The organism is Haliscomenobacter sp. (assembly GCF_041740695.1).
GTDB lineage: Bacteria > Bacteroidota > Bacteroidia > Chitinophagales > Saprospiraceae > Haliscomenobacter.
This window is the reverse complement of the sequence record NZ_JBGSLK010000102.1, coordinates 34,212-51,529: the sequence shown is the minus strand read 5'-3', so window position 1 is coordinate 51,529 and position 17,318 is coordinate 34,212. Positions and strand designations below refer to the sequence as shown.

Annotated in this window: 15 protein-coding genes; 2 read left to right on the top strand and 13 right to left on the bottom strand. The window is 47.9% G+C overall.

Going from position 1 to position 17,318, the window contains the following annotated elements:
- Positions 1–77: 77 nt before the first annotated feature.
- The 13 genes from ACEW9O_RS20450 to ACEW9O_RS20390 form a co-directional block, all read right to left on the bottom strand.
- Positions 78–665, bottom strand: a complete 588-nt coding sequence (locus tag ACEW9O_RS20450; protein WP_373552058.1) for a protocatechuate 3,4-dioxygenase subunit alpha — start codon at positions 663–665, stop codon at positions 78–80.
- Between the two features lie 2 nt (positions 666–667).
- Complete coding sequence (gene pcaH / locus ACEW9O_RS20445; protein ID WP_373552057.1) at positions 668–1,363, bottom strand: protocatechuate 3,4-dioxygenase subunit beta; 696 nt, start codon at positions 1,361–1,363, stop codon at positions 668–670.
- Between the two features lie 6 nt (positions 1,364–1,369).
- On the bottom strand, positions 1,370–2,539 hold the full coding sequence (gene pcaD, locus ACEW9O_RS20440; protein ID WP_373552056.1) for a 3-oxoadipate enol-lactonase: 1,170 nt from the start codon (positions 2,537–2,539) through the stop codon (positions 1,370–1,372).
- A gap of 165 nt (positions 2,540–2,704) precedes the next feature.
- Complete coding sequence (locus ACEW9O_RS20435; RefSeq protein WP_373552055.1) at positions 2,705–3,883, bottom strand: 4-hydroxybenzoate 3-monooxygenase; 1,179 nt, start codon at positions 3,881–3,883, stop codon at positions 2,705–2,707.
- A 229-nt stretch (positions 3,884–4,112) separates the two neighbouring features.
- A complete protein-coding gene (locus tag ACEW9O_RS20430) occupies positions 4,113–4,676 on the bottom strand; it encodes a hypothetical protein (protein WP_373552054.1) in 564 nt (187 codons plus the stop codon).
- A 252-nt stretch (positions 4,677–4,928) separates the two neighbouring features.
- Positions 4,929–5,606: a hypothetical protein gene (locus ACEW9O_RS20425; RefSeq protein ID WP_373552053.1), complete on the bottom strand. Its 678-nt coding sequence runs from the start codon at positions 5,604–5,606 to the stop codon at positions 4,929–4,931.
- Between the two features lie 489 nt (positions 5,607–6,095).
- Positions 6,096–6,224, bottom strand: a complete 129-nt coding sequence (locus ACEW9O_RS20420; RefSeq protein WP_373552052.1) for a hypothetical protein — start codon at positions 6,222–6,224, stop codon at positions 6,096–6,098.
- 80 nt (positions 6,225–6,304) lie between these two features.
- Positions 6,305–6,706 carry a hypothetical protein gene (locus ACEW9O_RS20415; RefSeq protein WP_373552051.1) on the bottom strand — a complete coding sequence of 134 codons (402 nt, stop codon included), beginning with the start codon at positions 6,704–6,706 and terminating at the stop codon, positions 6,305–6,307.
- The gene (locus ACEW9O_RS20410) at positions 6,703–9,087 is read right to left on the bottom strand and encodes a SpvB/TcaC N-terminal domain-containing protein (RefSeq protein WP_373552050.1); all 2,385 of its coding nucleotides are present in this window, start codon (positions 9,085–9,087) and stop codon (positions 6,703–6,705) included. The genes ACEW9O_RS20415 and ACEW9O_RS20410 overlap by 4 nt, the downstream gene beginning before the upstream one ends.
- Positions 9,088–9,213: 126 nt before the next feature.
- The gene (locus tag ACEW9O_RS20405) at positions 9,214–9,987 is read right to left on the bottom strand and encodes a DUF4279 domain-containing protein (RefSeq protein ID WP_373552049.1); all 774 of its coding nucleotides are present in this window, start codon (positions 9,985–9,987) and stop codon (positions 9,214–9,216) included.
- Positions 9,988–10,358: 371 nt separating this feature from the next.
- On the bottom strand, positions 10,359–11,312 hold the full coding sequence (locus tag ACEW9O_RS20400; RefSeq protein WP_373552048.1) for a hypothetical protein: 954 nt from the start codon (positions 11,310–11,312) through the stop codon (positions 10,359–10,361).
- Positions 11,313–11,470: 158 nt separating this feature from the next.
- Positions 11,471–12,232: a hypothetical protein gene (locus ACEW9O_RS20395; protein ID WP_373552047.1), complete on the bottom strand. Its 762-nt coding sequence runs from the start codon at positions 12,230–12,232 to the stop codon at positions 11,471–11,473.
- A 149-nt stretch (positions 12,233–12,381) separates the two neighbouring features.
- A complete protein-coding gene (locus ACEW9O_RS20390; RefSeq protein ID WP_373552046.1) occupies positions 12,382–13,440 on the bottom strand; it encodes a hypothetical protein in 1,059 nt (352 codons plus the stop codon).
- A 157-nt stretch (positions 13,441–13,597) separates the two neighbouring features.
- Between ACEW9O_RS20390 and ACEW9O_RS20385 the strand changes: the two genes are divergently transcribed.
- Positions 13,598–14,638 carry an NAD(P)H-dependent glycerol-3-phosphate dehydrogenase gene (locus ACEW9O_RS20385; RefSeq protein ID WP_373552045.1) on the top strand — a complete coding sequence of 347 codons (1,041 nt, stop codon included), beginning with the start codon at positions 13,598–13,600 and terminating at the stop codon, positions 14,636–14,638.
- 34 nt (positions 14,639–14,672) lie between these two features.
- Positions 14,673–17,225 carry a YfhO family protein gene (locus ACEW9O_RS20380; protein WP_373552044.1) on the top strand — a complete coding sequence of 851 codons (2,553 nt, stop codon included), beginning with the start codon at positions 14,673–14,675 and terminating at the stop codon, positions 17,223–17,225.
- The last annotated feature ends 93 nt before the right edge of the window (positions 17,226–17,318 follow it).

Here is a 17,318-nt window from a genome sequence, read left to right as displayed (position 1 = left end):
CTTAGACATTGACATCGTCAAAATCGCTGCGGCAGCCTCAACCTTCATCAACCTTCTCAACCTCCCTCAACCATTTTCTATACATCAAAAAATACGGTTTCCAATTCGCCTTGCATGTGTACATCAAAATGGTATTCAGTGCGCCCGTTGACGATTTGCTTTTGCGCAATGAGTGTATCTCGGCGTTCCGCAGGCACGCTATTCAACACAACATCCTCAGCATTTGCTGCCGCTTCGTCAGAGAAATAAATGCGGGTATAGGCATGCACCAATAAGCCACGCATGAGGACGATCACTGCCAAATGTGGTGCCTGGCCCTCCACACTCTGAGGTTTTACCGTTTCAAAGTGGAAGCGATTTTTGGGATCAGTTCCGGTTCCAATTCGGCCAAAGGCTTTGATATCGGGTTGCCATACTTCGATCATAGCATCAGGGATGACCTCATTTTTTCCATCAAATACTCGTCCTAGAAGGTGAATTCGGTCGCCTGGTACATCATCAGCGACCAGCACATCATTGGCAATCTGGTCAAAATCATATCCGTACTGCACTGCAGTCAGGCCATAAGCAAAAAAAGGCCCTACGGTTTGAGAAGGTGTTTGTAGGGGCACCCCTTTATGGTTGCCCTCTTTCCCGGTATTTTGAAGAGACGTTGGTAAAGCCATTTTTATTTGTTTTCAAAGGGTGTTTCATTGTGCCCGCGCAGCACGATGTCGAATTGGTAACCAAGGGCAAAATCGGGCTCGGTCAAATCCAGGGTAAACTTGGAAATCATCAGCTCCCGACTCTTCTCCGGCACCCCGAGGTAAATCGGATCGTATTGCAAAAGTGGATCACCAGGGAAATACATTTGGGTAACCAGGCGATTCGTGATGTTGCGCCCAAAAAGTGAAAAGTGGATGTGATTGGGTCGCCAGGCATTGGGGTGATTGCCCCAGGGGTAAGCGCCGGGTTTGATGGTGTAAAACTTGTAGTAGCCTTCGTCATCGGTCAAACAACGGCCGCCGCCCAGAAAATTGGGGTCAATGGGGGCCGCGTGTTGGTCTACCTTGTGGATGTAACGCCCGGCGGCATTGGCCTGCCAGACCTCAACGAGGGTGTTGCGCACGGGTTGCCCCCGTTCATCGATGACCCGTCCGGCTACCACGATGCGTTCGCCGAGTGGTTCAGCGTTTTTGATTCCGTTTTTGGTGAGGTCGTTGTCCAGGACCCCGATGCTGTCAATGCCAAATACAGGGCCACTCCGTTCTGAAAGGGTGTGTTTGATCGGAATCAAGGGTTTGATCGGTGCCCGCAGCACCGTCGATTTGTAACCCGGAGATAAATACGGCGGATGTACGCTCCAATCTCGTTTGTTTTCCATATAAGGTTATGATTTTTGGGTGATTTGGTCTCCAAAAACACCTTTGGCGATTCGGATGGCGGTATTGCTGACTGGCACGCCAGCATACACAGCGATATGCAACAACGTTTCTTTGATGTCTTCCAAAGTAGCTCCAGTATTAGCAGTTGCCCGAAAATGCATAGCCAGTTCTTCTTCTTGCCCCAGGGTTGCCAGCACGGCGATGGTGAGCATGCTGCGCTCCCGTTTGCTCAATCCCGGACGCGACCAGATGGCACCCCAGGCGTTGTTGGTGATGTATTCCTGAAAGTCGCGGTCAAAGGCCGTTTTATTGGCTTCGGCCCGATCCACGTGGGCATCTCCAAGGACAGCACGACGGGTCAGCATACCTTTTTCATACAAAGATTTGGCTTCGCTGTAGACCACAAAATCCAGGATTATGGTAGCCATGCGTTGCGGGGATTCTACACAGGGGATATGTCCAGCTTCAGGGATGAGTACAAATTCGGCTCCAGGAATGGCCTGAGCCATACTCTCTACCAAGGCTGGTGGGGTTGAACCATCTGCGCCGCCACCTATGCAGAGACAAGGAAGTTCAATATTGGGGATATCCTGAGTCAGGTCATTGTCGCGGATCGCTTTACAGGCCATCAGATATCCTTCCAGGGGGGAATGGGACAGCATGCTGCGGCAGCCGTACAATTCCGCTGGTCGTTCCTGGTGAAAGGCTTCCGAAAACCAGACTTTCATCACCATGTCAGCAATGCTGACAATGCCTTCTTGTTGCACTTTTTCGATGCGGGTATTCCAGGTTTCCTGGGTGCCTATTTTGGGCGCGGTATTGCTCAGGATCAGTTTTTCAAAACGTTCAGGGTGGTGGACGCCCAGGTACTGGCCGATGACACCGCCAATGGATAAGCCGATGTAGATGGCTCGTTGGATTTGTAAGGCATCCATTAGCGCCAGGGTAAGCTCGGCGTAATCTTTGATTTGGAAATCGCGATCCGGCAGGCCGGAAAGCCCGTGCCCCGGTTTGTCAAAACGCAGGATGTTGCCGTAAGTTTTGAGTTCTTCCACCACTCTGTCCCAAATGCGGAAATCAGTGCCCAGGGAGTTGACAAACACAAAGGTGCGAGCCTGCTGCTGATCCTGGTACGCGTAGTGAATGGGGATGTTATTCAGGGTGATCAACTGCATAAGTTAGATGTCTTTTAAGCGCATGTTTAATTTTTTTGTTTTAAGCGAAAATGAGTCCAATTTTGCCTGCATGAGGCACGAAAAGCGGAGTTTAGCAGCGCTAAATGAGCATTTTCGGAACGAAATGCAGGCAAAATTGGGCCATTTGAAGCAAAACAAAAAAAATTAAACATGCGCTATGCCTACATAATTTTCGGCAATCGTGGTGGCTTGCGCCTTCGAGATGCCGATGTAGTCAAATTTAGCCTTTTGTAGCAGGTTTTCAAAAGAACCATGTTCAACTTCTTTGTGGAACAGCCGTGTCATAAAGTTGGAAAAATCCTGGGCGCGCCAAATGCGGCGCAGACAATTGGTTGAATATTGTTCCAGCAGGTCGGTTTGTTGGGTTGTATAAAAGTGGACTAAAGCCTGCGCCAACCAACGAATATCCGCCACGGCTAGGTTCAAACCTTTCCCGCCAGTGGGAGGCACGATGTGCGCAGCGTCACCCGCCAGAAAGAGCCGACCGTGTTGCATATTGTCGATCATAAAGCTGCGCATGGGGGTGATGGATTTTTCAAAAATCGGGCCGCGTTCCAGCGTCCAACCCTCGGTACTTAAGCGAATCGACAGTTCTTCCCAAATGCGCTCATCCGACCATGCTTCAATTTTGTCATCATTGTCAACCTGAATGTACAAGCGGCTTACAGCATTGGATCGCAAGCTGTGTAGGGCAAAGCCTCGCTCGTGATAGGCATAAATCAACTCGTCCGATGAGGGGGCTACATTGGCCAGGATGCCCAACCAACTGAAAGGATATTCATGACGAAATTCGCGGTAGGAACCAGCGGGCATGGTTTTGCGGGAGAGGCCGTGGAAACCATCACAGCCCGCTACAAAATCGCAAGACAAGGTATATTCAGATCCGTTTTGGGCAAAATGAATCAGGGGTTGATCACTTTCAATACCTTCAATCAACGTCGCGTCGGCTTCAAAAAAAATTTCGATGCCTCGGTCAAGTGCCGTGGCGATCAAGTCTTTGAGCACTTCTTGCTGGCCATAAATGGTAATCCCCCGGCCTCCGGTCAATTCATCAAAAGGCACCCGGATGCGTTGACCGTTAAAAGACAGAATGACGCCGTGGTGTTCCAAACCTTCCACATCCAGTCGATTGGCAGCACCCAATTCACGCAGGAGGTCTACCGTATTTTGTTCCAACAAACCAGCTCGCACACGACTTTCCACATATTCACGACTCCGGTTTTCCAAAATGACAGAAGGGATGCCGCTGCGTTGCAGCAAGAGGGCAAGGGTAAGGCCAGCTGGCCCGGCGCCAATGATGCCGATTCGGGTGTGGTGATGCATGTGGAAGGTGTTAACAAACAAATTAGCTTGGGCGAAGATAGTGAAGATAACGGAGTACAGGATTTCGGAGATTGCGTATTCGCTGAATTATAAGGATCCGGTGTATTTTTAGTGGGTGTTTAAGGGAATAATGGGGAAATCGCCGAAGGAGTTTCGGAGGGGGGAAAGGTCAGGATAATTGCAAAATCATTTTCAATCACTTGCAATCTATCCTAACCTTTATTTGTGGTTATTTGAGTTCTATCTTTACTGAAAGTTTGCGAATACCGTGCGCACGAAGATAGATCACATTACTTTTTGGCAACAAATCCTGCTGGCGGGAGGTTTTTTTCAAATACTTCTTTGCAGGGCTCTGGCTTTTCAAAATGTAACTTTTGTTGTTGGTGCCTATGGCCAGTGCTTTTTGTAGCAAACGCACATTGCCGCTGCTCAGGAGCTCAGTGGATAGCCATTCAGCGAAGGATATATAGCTATTCGTGAATAAAAACTCCACCTCCCATGCTTCAACATGTTGACCAATTGCTTTCTCATGCATCATAAGAGGGTAATTCGCGATGATGAGCGTTGATTGGGGTGGTAGGCAAAAACCCAGGAAGGAATTATTAGGTGAATCTTGTCCATAAAAACTAAAATCCACTACCCGGAGCCTCGATTTTTCAAATGGGTATTTGCGAAGATCAACATTGCGTTCGCCATTTATGGTATAAAACATACCGGTGCTCGGCAGGCTGTCCCCTAGTATTAGTGGGAACAAATACCACCTGGGGCTATCAAAATCATTATTAAGGGTCAATTGGGTAAGGTTTGAGCCCATGCCAGCAATGGGTCGGCCTTTTGCCAGTAGCTTTATGGCTATTGGTGGACTACCGCGCTCCTTTTTTATGCGTTGGAAAGAGCGATTCAGGTACAGGTTATACCCCGCCCAGCCGCAAATTACCAGCAGGAGTACTGCTCCAATGGTTTGGTAGGTGAGTTTGCTAATTTTGAACACAAGAGGTGGCTGTTTTTCCACTGATTCAGGTTTATTGGTGTTGGTAGAAAGTGCTTATTTCGGTGGCATTTGGGTATATTCCCAGTATTTCCAGGCTGCGAAGGCGATCAATACCATTGCGCTGCACCCAAACATCACATTGAACTTGAAGGGGTCTTCCTGGTAATCCGGGGACTGCGCAGTCAAAAACCAAATCCCTATAGCCACCAGGGTCACCACACCCGTGCTGACAATTTCCAACCATTTGAAGTGTTTGTCCCCCAGTTCTAGCAATGCCTCATCGCGGTGTACGCCACGGGTAAAGGTTCCCTTGATGATGGCCCAATTGTGGTAATGGGGTAAATAAAGGACGATGACTTGGCCGTCTTTTAAACCGAGATAAAGGTATTCAAATTGATTGTTCTTGTCGTCGTAAGAAAGGGTGGTGGTATAAGCCCGGATCTGGTCGATGGAAAAGATATAACTCCGGGAAAATCCACGTATGGACACATTCCCATTGCGGATGCGGATGCGGTGATAGCCGCGCCAAATGACCAGGAAAAAGAGGATAGATACCGCTACAAATACCAGTCCGATCAGTTTTATCCCTGGTGCCTCATCTTTGGGAATGTCAATGAACTGCACTGCCAATCCAGCGGCCGGGAATAGGCTCAAAAAACAAGCAAAAAGAATGAGTTCCGGCCTTGCTTCGGAACGGAGATTGTAAGATGAGTTGGCGGAATGGTGCTGCATTGGGTTGTTTGTTTTTTGATCGAAAAAAGGGTTGAAAGGTGTGTTTGGTGTAGGTTTCTGCTTGAGTTTTCGAATTTCCTCAATGGGCGATTGGCTGAATTTTTACGCGTGCTGCAAGCCCCCTTGGGGGCGCAATATGGGTAGCAAATGGTGATTCCCGAAGGTTCCCGAGTCCCGTAGGGACGTGATGTGGGTATCTGGAGGGGTTCAATACCCACATCACGTCCCTACGGGACTCGGGAAAATATCGGGGTGCTTATTTGCTCACGCCCCTAGCGGGGCTCCCGTTGCGCGAAAAAACCGAACCCATCGACCCAGCCTCACCGGGGTCATGGGTTTTTAATTTTATCAAAAAATACTGCATTGCACTGAAATTTAGTTTTTTATAAAAATAACCACCAAACGCTGTGCTATCAATTACCCGACTCGAACTCATTTTCAATACTTCTTTTGTGCATGCTTTTTTAAGGTTTTCGCGTTGCTCGTGCGTCAGAGACGCGGAAATAATGTGGTCAAGTCAGAGACTTGAACCAGCGGGGTCAAAAGCCAGGTGAGGCGGCGGTTGATGAGGTCATGCTCGAAGGCGAGGTCTGATTTGTGCTTTTCGTATTCGGTCATGATGATGATTTTTATGATTTAGAAATTCTATTCGAATACAATGATTGTCGTTGTAGCAGTCATAAGTCTGCAACAACAAGTTAATCGAATATATCGTACAGTAGCAACCCACCTGAAACTGCCCATCCAATCGGGGTGCTTTTCGTTGCCACATGAAATGCTCCTCTAGTTATCAGCCATTTGGCTGCAGATTTAGCCACAGGTTTGGCTACTACTGCTGCCGCTACTACTACCGTTTCCACTCCAAATTTTTCTCCACTTTCTGCGGATGTTCGAGGTGGAATGACATGATATTGTCGAGGAACAGGTGCTACTCTCGGCACAGGCGCAGGAACTGGTACCGGTACCGGAACAGGGACCGGAACAGGAACAGGGAAACTTCGCCGTTGTATTCCCCATTTATATACAATGACCCCTTTCATTGGACTTCGATAATCAAGAGTTAAATTATATGTTATACTCCATGGAATTACAATTTTCATTGCTGGCAATTGCCTTCCAAGTCTAACGCTGCTATGCGTTTGTCCTGCAGGTAATAAAAGGTGGAGCTTTGGTATTCCACTTCGGTTTTTTTGCCCAGCCCGTTTTCGTGGCAGCACATTATGTGCGGCTTTTTGCCCCCCATCAAATCGATGTAGCGCATGGGTGCAGCGCTGTACGCGGGCATGGCCGAAGACCAAACGATGCAGGCAGTGCCATTGCCGAGCAAGTCGGTTATGCTGACTTGGTTGGGTTGTTCGCTGGGGAAAAATGGGTTGATTTCCGTAGCCGGACTCCAGGCGTTGCCGCTACAATTGAGGTAGGCTTTGAATTTGTTTTTGCCCAAATAAATGAGGTCGGTCGCTCCGGTACCACTGACATCGGCCAGTTGGATGTAGCCAGGATTGTACAATTCGGGCTGGTCAAAAACGGGAGCATTGCTCATGGTTACTTTTGCGCCAAAACGGCCATAGCCCAGATTGGGCCAATAACAAACCTCGCCATTGCGGATGCGCACGATATCGGTCAGGCCATCGCCCGACATGTCGGCCAGAAAGATGCGTTGTTCCAGGTCGGAAAAAACCATGGTTGGGCCTCGTTCTTCATCGTAGGCTTTGGTAACCAATTCGGGTGCATCGTAACCAATTTTCCCCGCATTCTCCCAGTACCAAAAGGCGCCGTGGTCGGATAAAACGATCTCTGGTTTGCCATCCCCGTTTACGTCAAACATACGCACATTGGGATCATTGAAATCCAGGTTAAGGGTTTTTAAAAAGGATTTGAAGGGCTGCCATTCCCCCTCGTCCGACAACTCGAAATACCCTTGTAGCCCGGGGGCGTTGACCACCACTTGCCTTTCGCCATTGGCCTCCAAGTCCTGCAATTGTAAGAGCCCAGTGGATAAACCAAGGAAAGAGGGTTTGGGAAAAACAGCCCGAGCTGGGGAGAAATGGAGTTCACCATTTTCGTCGCTTCCCAAATTGGATTTGTAAAACCAAGCATTGGCCTGTTCCGTTAAAATGCCATTGATGCCTTCGTTGTACAAGTCGGTCCTCTGGTAATTGCCGGAAAGCCCGACGGGGGCGTGCACCAAATTTTCGCGAGATACTTCCCTGACCTGGGTATTCCACTGCAAACATTGGTAGTCGAAACTCAGGCGGGGCAAGGCTTTGGAGCTATAGCCGTTGTTTTGGCGTACATAACCTTTTTGCAGCAAACCCGTCAGGTAAGTTACCTCGCAGGGGCGCTCGTTTTGTTCAATTTGTGCATTGGAAAGCTGGTAATCAAAATCCAGGGAACGCACCAAAGTGGGCATACCGCCATTCAAATTGGGAAAAGTGTGGAACATCAACACCCGCTGACAAAGGCGATAGCTGCGCATTTCAAAACCCGCCCGGTACTGGGAGAAGGGGTCTTTGCGGGAGCGCCAGGTACCGGTGTCATTGGGTTTTGGATCCTGCGCATGGTGTTCGCCGTAGTCAAAAACCAATTCAAAAAAACAGGCCGGATTTACTGGCGTTTGTACTTGATAAGGCCTGGTTTCATCAATGTAATAAGCGGCTTGATTGCCGTAGCGGATACGTTTGAGGTGTTTGTTGCTGAAGGAGGCGTTGCCATTGAAGCGGTTTTTTTCATGCACTTCGTTGCTGACGCCGGCTAAATCCTCGGCTTTGTAGTCATACTGTACCCAGGAACCTTTGTCGTCAAAGGAAAACTCGGGCAACCACTGAAATATTTTTGTTTTGTCTTTAGTGTCGGCAATGCGGCAGGCTTCACTGAAGCCGTAAAAAGTGGTGACGTTCCCATTGGACGTAACCCGCCAATAATAACCGTGTTCGGGGTGGTGGATGCGTTCGATGCGCGAAAATCCACCTTCGATGCGGGGGCGGTATTGGCGAATGGTAAAGGCAGCGGATTGGATTTGGCGGGTTTCCCAGTGGTCTTGTTTCCAATCCAGATAGGGCACCAGTTCTTCCACACCCGAAAACATAAAGCTGTCTTCTTTGGCAATGCCTTCTATCGCGTTGGAGTCGCGGTAGCGGGGCAGTTTCTTATCGGTCTGGCGTTGGATAGCGGGGATACCTACATCCCAGCCAATGCCGAAAAGACTGTTCCCAACGCCGGATTTGTAAGATAGGCCCAACTGCGGGGTGAACCCATTGCGATTGGGTGACAAGGGCAAGGGTATCGAAAAAGAGCAGGTTCCGTTGGCGGCATTGACTTCAAATTTTTCATCGATGCCTTTGATGGCACCACCACCTTTGGGCAATTCGATTTGAGGAATTTGGATGCTGTTGGATTGGGTGGCACGTTCCTGAGAGAGGGCTGCACTGCCTGTAGTTTCTTTGTTTGAAGAGGACTTGGGGTTTAGGGTTTGATTCATTTTATTTTTTTATTGGGTGTTTTAGCCAAAATAAAAAATAATTGTACGGTGTTTACCGATGAATGTAGCATACAATTCGCAAAATTCAAAATTTAACGCGTGTTAATTTTAGGTTTAGACAAAATCTTAAATAGTGAACATTATACTGCGAAAATGTACCCCGATTTCACCAAGGAACAATAGTGTTTCATTGTCCAAATGGACTTGCAAATCCAGGGGATTGCTCCAAAGTATCGCGTCCAGCTCACAGAACAAATCGGGATCGGCTTGTTTTATGGCAATCAAGCGGTCTTTAATGGGGATTAGGCGGTTCACGATGCTTCGAACCTGGTTGGCTGAAACGGAATTTTGAGTCATCGGGGTGCGGATTCTCCAAATGGTAGTTTTTGTGCCGTCGAATTTGTCGGTATTATCGGTACCGCCGAATTCGTCGGGTTCCAGTCCAAGCCAATGCATAAAATCCGCTTCCCTTAGGATGCTTGAACAGAGTTTGAAACGAGCATAACCGGTACTCCTGATTGGTTCTTGTTTGCTGGTCAGCAAGAATTTTTGCTCATAATAGCTGAGTATCCGGTCAACGATGGCGTCAAAATCCGCAGTATCGTAATGTTTGATCGAAAGTTCAATCATCTCGGTTATAGCCGCTCCGGCTTCGTTTCGCCAGGACCAATAAGTGGAAAAATGTATGATATTGATGATCCTTCCATTCACAAAGGTGAATGGGTCACCAAAGTAGTCCTTAAATTCCTGGATGCATTTAACAATATCTTGGCCATTGTCGGTCGGCCAGTCTATCAGGGCACTTCCAAAAAGAAGCGCAATGTCTTTGAGTGGATGATCACTTTCGTCTTGATTGACGAGGAGCATTAATGAGTTGTAAGAGTTGATTTTACGGGTCATGGCTAGCTGATTTTTTGAGTTTGTTTCAAGTTTATTATATCTTGATGAAGTGATTATCGTTGGTTTGACTCCGGAAACGGTACCCAATCCAACATGTACAGGGTGTCAGAAATTTTTTTTGCAAATCTAGGATCAGTGGTCTCAAAGTGATAAAAAGGCTGTCAATGGCGGTTTTTAGTGCTGGTGTCATTTTTACTTTGATGCATTTGTGGTGCATATAGACTTCCTCCAACTGAATTGTTACCTGTTTGGTTCCATTGTCTCATTTTTTGGGTTTGCTTCAAGTTTTGTAAGTACCCTAAGATACCTTTGTAGATAATGCGCATTGTTAACCAGAAGCGACAACCGATACCACCATCCCTCTCGTCCAACTAAATATTTGCATTGTTCTTATTCGCAAAAAGCAATAAAAAAGCCTTACCGATCAACCAATACCCTAACACCAACACAGGATAAATCAACCACACTAAAAACGTATACCCATGAAAACGACTAGCTTCCTGGCCAATTAGTTGATCAATTAATTCAAACGAATATAGGTAGCTTAGGATTCCAAGGAAAGGCACCATAATACTTCCCAGCAGTAGAGGCTTATTCATACTCTTTTCTGGGTTCGCTTTTTTATAGCGGATCAACCAAAAGAAGTGCAGAATCATTAACAACAAACCCAAAAACAGACCCAAACATTCTGGACCAAACTGAATCAATGTTTTGGCCAAAGCACTGATTTCTGGAGTATATGAAACCTGCAAAAAATCTAGGGGTATTTCGTCAAATGACCAATACGCGATGGCATCCATCTTTCCACGCTGGGGCTTGCCAAGATTGCTCTGCAATGATTTTGAAAAATCAGAAGCATCTAGCGTTATGGTTAATGTCCCAAATGAATTCCAATATTTCGCAGGCATAAGCGCATAAGGCAAGCTATATACTTTTACCCAATCGGAGCGGTCGACCCAGGTGCTGGCAATGTATTCAACCTGAATTTGGTGAACACCTTCCTCAAGCGATGTTTCAAAATATTTTAAATCGCGGAGTTGATAGAGTGATCTATCCTGTTTACTCCAATGAATAGTGGTTGTTGCGGCTTCACCTTGGGAAATGCGGTCAGGAAAAGACCTACTAAACTGAAAAAATGGCGATCCTTCACTAAAATCATATTGCGCAGGCACATCCTGCACATTTACCTCATGCCCATCTACTCGTACTTTAAAAGCCCCACTGTATTGCTGCGCCAAAAAAAGGAGCGGAATTTGCCGCCCATCTGCTTTGCATTGAATCCGGTAGTCAACTTTAAAACTGGCTGTTTTGAAATCAGGGTTCACCTTAATGTGGATGTTTTCAGACAAAATATCAATGTCCCGGCTCGAAAAAGCACTGCCGCTACTGGTGCCTTTAGTAATCGGCGAGGCCATGTTGGCAAAGCATACCTGAGCGCTTAAGAATAATAAGGTCAAGATTATTTGACGTACCATACTAGTTTCTATTTCTTCTCCACCTCCTCAAAATACTTACCATTAAACCGATACGCTGTAAATACTTCCGTCACTGCCCCATTCTCTGCAATCACCGGCACGGAAATTGTCTTCTTTTTTTCATCGTATTTAATCAACTTCAGTGGCCGTTCAGGGCGACCCACTACGCTGAAAAAATCAAATTCAAAGGAAATGCTTGTGCTCATTTTTCCTTTGGTTTTAAACAACTCCACCGATCGAAGCTCATCTTGCTCAATGGTGTATGCTTGGAGGGATTGCCCGGAATCAGCCGTGGAAAAAATGCCATGGCTAACGGCAAGGTAGTATGTCTTTTGTCGTGTTTTGACTGTAAATACTTCCGAAAAAAAGCCCATGCCGCCAATTTTACCCAAAAAGGTACTTCCTCCAGACTGAAATTGAGCAATGCTACTGAAATCGTGCGCGGTTCCGCCCAACCAGGTATCCCAACTGTACACGCGGAGCAAACCATCTGCGGACGTAGTGATGAAGCATTCCTTTTTAAGCTGAGTAAAAGGATGTTTGAAGGTGGTCGGATACTTTTTAAGATAAGCCGCTATTTTTTGATCGAATTGCTCTGAATAGTAGGGCAAAGAATCGGAATCTACTCGGTAAAAGGAAGAAATACGGGCATAAGTTTCGACCAGGTCTTTTTCAATGGCGGCTAAATTCTGGGAGAAAGCGGGAATGGTGAGTGAAACAAAGGCCAGAGTCTTGGCAACTGACCAAAAAAGGAGGAATAGATTTTTCATTATATTTCCATTAGATTTTAGGTGCAAAGCTTCTGAAGTGTTTCTTTAGTGTCTAAGGTTTCCAAGGTGGTTCAAATAAAAACGCTTGCGCGCAAGCGCGAAAAAGATATTTTCACCACCTTAGAAACCTGAGGCACTTAAGGGCCACCCTAGGGCAACCACACCTCCAACTCCTTAATCTTCTTCCCATCCGCCCAGGCACCCAAGGATTTTTGCTGAACCGTATTCCCGAACACAAATTCACAATTCTCCCCCGCCCGTACACAATCGATCAAGGCATCGCCCCATTTCCAATAGCCGTAATAATCCACTGCATTGGTTTGCCCAACGAGGTAGCTGCGGTAAATGGTAGGATTGCGGATTCCATTGTCGAACGATACATCCAGGCTATAGCAGGCATTGTGGTGCGCCTTCACTCCTGGAGTCCCGTATTCATCAGCGTATAGTTTTAAAAAGTTGCGGTTAGGCGTGTTGACAGCCGTATTAAAAATGGTGCGTTGAAAACTTTCCTTCACCACCTGATCATCATTGCTGTTGACAATGAGCAGTTTGGTATCTGCTGGCATGTTGCGGTAATCGTCTAATTTGGCACCATTCATTGGGCCGGTACCGGGCGCACAAAGCAAGAGCCCTTTGGGTTGGGGAATACCGTATTGTTTGTATTTCACGGCCAGATAGGCGGCAGTAGCGGCGCCATACGAGTGCCCTATCATAATCAGGGGCCCATCGATGGGACGGACGTGATCGCCAGTTTTGAGCGCTTTCAGCGCATCGCGGATTCCTTTGGCAGCATTGGCCGGGAATTGTTCTGTAGGAGTTAACCACATGTCACGCTGGAAACGAGGATAAATGACGATGTTGCCCTTGCGCACCAGGTGTTTGATCCAGCCACCGTAAGCCATTGGGTTCAGAGCACCGTAGCCGTGCATGAACACGATGACATGGGCGGAATCGGGCTTGGGACTAGCTGGCTCAAACAACCAATAACCATCCGTTTCGCTGGCCGAATCGCGCATGGTGACCTCGGCGTGCAGGTAGTTGGCACCGCCAGGGCCATCCGCAGGTTGACTGGGAGCAGCGGGTCCATTGGTTTTGCGGGTAGATATGCCAAATAGGCCTACTACCAGCACACTACTCAACATCAAGCGTTGTGTCCAGGGGCCCATTTTGGGCATTTCAAATTTATTTATGCTTAATCTCCAATTCATTTACCCTTGTTTTCTCTTAGTCTGCAACGTTTGGGATTGAATTTTGTTTTTTTTACGCTATCATAAACTTTTTTCCCCCTCTCCCCAAACTCCCCCACTCTTTTTTGCATCAATACCACCAATACACTTACTTTTACGCCAAATTGAAAAAGAGCGAATGCCAGATTTTCAGCAGACAGTTGGGGTAATTGGAGCGGGTACCTTTGGAACGGCCATTGCCAACCTATTATCGCGTCGAGTAGATGTATTGTTGTTCAGTCGAAATCCTGAAACAGTCGAACGCATCAACCATGAGCGTTCGAATTTTGGCCTCAAGCTATCGCCACGCATCAGCGCCATCAATAATGTGCAAGAGCTGGCCGAAAAATGTACCCTGATTTTCCCTGTCGTACCTTCTGATGGGTTTCGCAGCACCATGCAACGCCTCGGGCCACATTTGCGCCCCTACCATATCCTCATCCACGGAACCAAAGGTTTTGATATGCAAGGCATTACCTCGGAGCAAATGGACGAAGGGCTCCTGGAACCGCAGCACGTGAGCACCATGAGTCAGGTGATTACTCAGGAAACGGTGGTGCGCCGAGTAGGTTGTCTTTCAGGGCCCAACCTCGCCACCGAAATTCTGGAGGGTCAGCCCACCGCAACTGTAATCGGAAGTGTGTATGAAGAGGTCATTGAGCTGGGTAAAAAAGTGCTTTCTTCCGATGCTTTCCACGTTTTTGGCAACAATGACATCCTTGGTGCGGAACTGGCAGGAGCTTTGAAAAACGTGATCGCCATTGGCTCAGGTATCTTGCGCGGGCGAGGTTTGGGCAAAAACATACAAGCCATGCTCATCACCCGGGGCCTGATGGAAATGGTGCGTTTTGGCCAGGCCATGGGCACGACCAACTCCGCGTTTTTCGGTACGGCGGGTATTGGCGATCTTGTGGCTACGGCCACCAGCAAAAGCAGTCGGAACTATACCTTTGGTTTTCGCCTGGGTCAGGGTGAAAAAATACAGGATATTCAGGCCACCATGCCCGAATTGGCCGAAGGGGTTCGTACCCTCAAAATTACCTGGCATTTGGCAAATTATTATAAATTGCGCCTGCCTATTACCCACATGTTGTACAACATCGTTTTTGAAGGGTACAACATCGACAAAGCAATCAAGTATTTGATCACCTATCCATACGACGTTGATGTGGATTTTTAGGCCAAGTTATTAGCGGTTTTAAATTAACACTTTCATGAACCACCTGATTAAACAACTCATTCCTCACCTGATCGCCGTCGCCATTTTAGTAGGTGTATCGGCCTTTTATTTCGCGCCGCAGCTCTCCGGCAAAGTCATGAGTCAAAGTGACATCGTGCAGGTTACGGCCATGATGAAGGAAATGAACGACTACAATGCCAAAGAAGGTCGGATGCCGCTGTGGACCAACAACATGTTTGGCGGGATGCCCACTTACCAAATCGCCAGTGTGCGTGCCGGCAACCAAACCGGGCTTTTCGACAACCTCATGCAACTGTACATTCCCCGACCAATTGGTCGTTTCATCTCGGCCATGTTGGCCTTTTACATCTTGATGGTGGTTTTGGGGGTCAACCGTTGGGTGGGAGTCATTGGGGCCATTTCCTTTGGTTTGGCGACCAACAATCTGGTGCTTTTTGAAGCCGGACACACCTCCAAATTGGGTGCCATTGCCTACATGCCGCTGCTGGCCGCAGGTTTGTTGCTGGCTTTTAGGGATAAAAAATACCTGGCCGGAGCTTTGCTCTTTGGCATCGGCTCGGCCTTACAGCTCTGGGTCAACCACGTGCAGATGACCTATTACCTGATTCTGACCATGCTGGCCTTTGGGATAGCACAATTGGTAGATTCCATTCGTAAGGGTGAAATCGTCCACTTTGCCAAGGCCGCTATCTTCATCATTGTATCGGGTTTGATCGGTGTAGGTACAGGGGCTTCCAACCTCCTGACTACCCTGGAATACAAGGAGTCCACCATGCGGGGCAAAAAAATTCAGATTCCGGCCCCAGGTACGGCTGAAGCCAAAAATCCAGCACCAAAAGAAGGGCTGGGATTTGAATACGCTACTCAATGGAGCAATACTGGTATTGACTTGCTATCCACCCTCATCCCCAGGGCTGCGGGGGGCAGTAATGCCGAGCCCATTGGAGCTGATTCCAAAACGATGACTTCCTTAGTGGCCCGGGGTTACCAAGGTCCAACCGATATAGAATTGCCGATGTACTGGGGCGGTTTACCCTTTACCAGTGGCCCTGGTTATTTGGGCGCAGTTGCTTTGTTCCTGTTTGTTTTTGGTTTGTTCACCGTCAAAGGGCCGGTAAAATGGTGGCTGGGCTTTGGGGTCATTTTTACCATGATTCTTTCCTTGGGTAAAAATGACGGCGGGCTCAATAAATTTTTATTTGACAACTTGCCCTTGTTCAATTCATTTCGGGCGCCGAGTTCCGTTTTGAGTGTGACCGCCTTTTTGGTGCCTATGCTGGGCTTTTTAGCCTTAGGACAGGTTTTCAAAACCGATGAAGATCCGAAAAAATTGCTAACCAAATTGTGGATTTCCGCAGGTTTAACGGGAGGTTTGTCCTTGTTTTTTGCCCTGCTGGGGGGTAGTTTTTTTAGTTTTAGTGGTGCCAATGATGCCCAGTTGGCCAGCAGTGGTTTGGTAGCAGCAGACATAGTAGCCGACCGCAAAGCCTTATTCAGTGGCGATGCCTGGCGCAGTTTCTTCCTGATCGCACTTTGTGCTGGACTGATTTGGGCTTTGGTGACCAAAAAAATCAGCAGTACCATTGCCATCGCGGGGATCGGTTTATTGACCATTTTTGACGTTTGGGGGGTTGGCCGTCGTTATGTGAGTCCAAAAAGTTTTGTGACCAAAACGGATTACCAAAACAACTTCCAGGCTCGCCCAGTCGACTTGGAAATCATCAACAAGGAGAAAGACCTGTACTACCGCGTACATGAAGTCAAACCCGATGCATTCCAATGGGCGATGACCTCTTATTTCCACAAAACCATCGGTGGCTACAACCCCGCCAAGATGCAACGCTACAACGATGTGATCGAACGCTTCCTGGCACAGGGGGATAAGAAGGTATTGGACATGCTCAATACCAAATATTACATCTTCACTCCAGAGGGGCAGCAACAACCCATGTCGCAGATCAACCCCGGAGCATTGGGTAATGCCTGGTTTGTGGACACGCTTCTGATTGCCGAATCCGACAACATTGAGTTGGCCGCATTGAGTGCCTTTTCACCGGATTCTCAAGCGATTGTACACCAGGAATTCAATGCCTACATCAAGAATTTTGATCCCAAGGCAGAAGGTAGCATTAAGTTGACGAGTTACCATCCTGAAAAACTCAAATACCAGAGTGATAGTCCTAGCGAGCAGTTCGCAGTGTTTTCCGAGATCTGGTACGGCCCCAACAAGGGCTGGAATGCCTACATCGATGGCAAACCCGCTGAACACATCCGGGTCAATTACTTGCTGCGGGGTATGCGCATCCCGGCGGGTAAACACGAAGTGGAGTTCCGTTTTGAACCGGCTTCATTTGCCAAGGGTAAGGCCATTTCTACCGCTTCCTCGCTTACGCTCATCGTAGGAGTTTTGGGGATTGTGGGAACTGGTTTGTGGAAATTCCTGAAAAACCCACCCGCTGAAGAACCCAAGCCGCAACCCAAACCGCAGCAACCGAAGCCAAGTGCACCAGCTGCGCCCCGAACAACGGCGAGTGATAGAAGAGACCCGAAGAAACGGAAGCGGTAGAGACGCACGGATGTGCGTCTCCATTACGTGAGACACCAAGAGTAGAGACGCACATCCCCAAAAGTAGAGACGCACGGCCGTGCGTCTCTACAG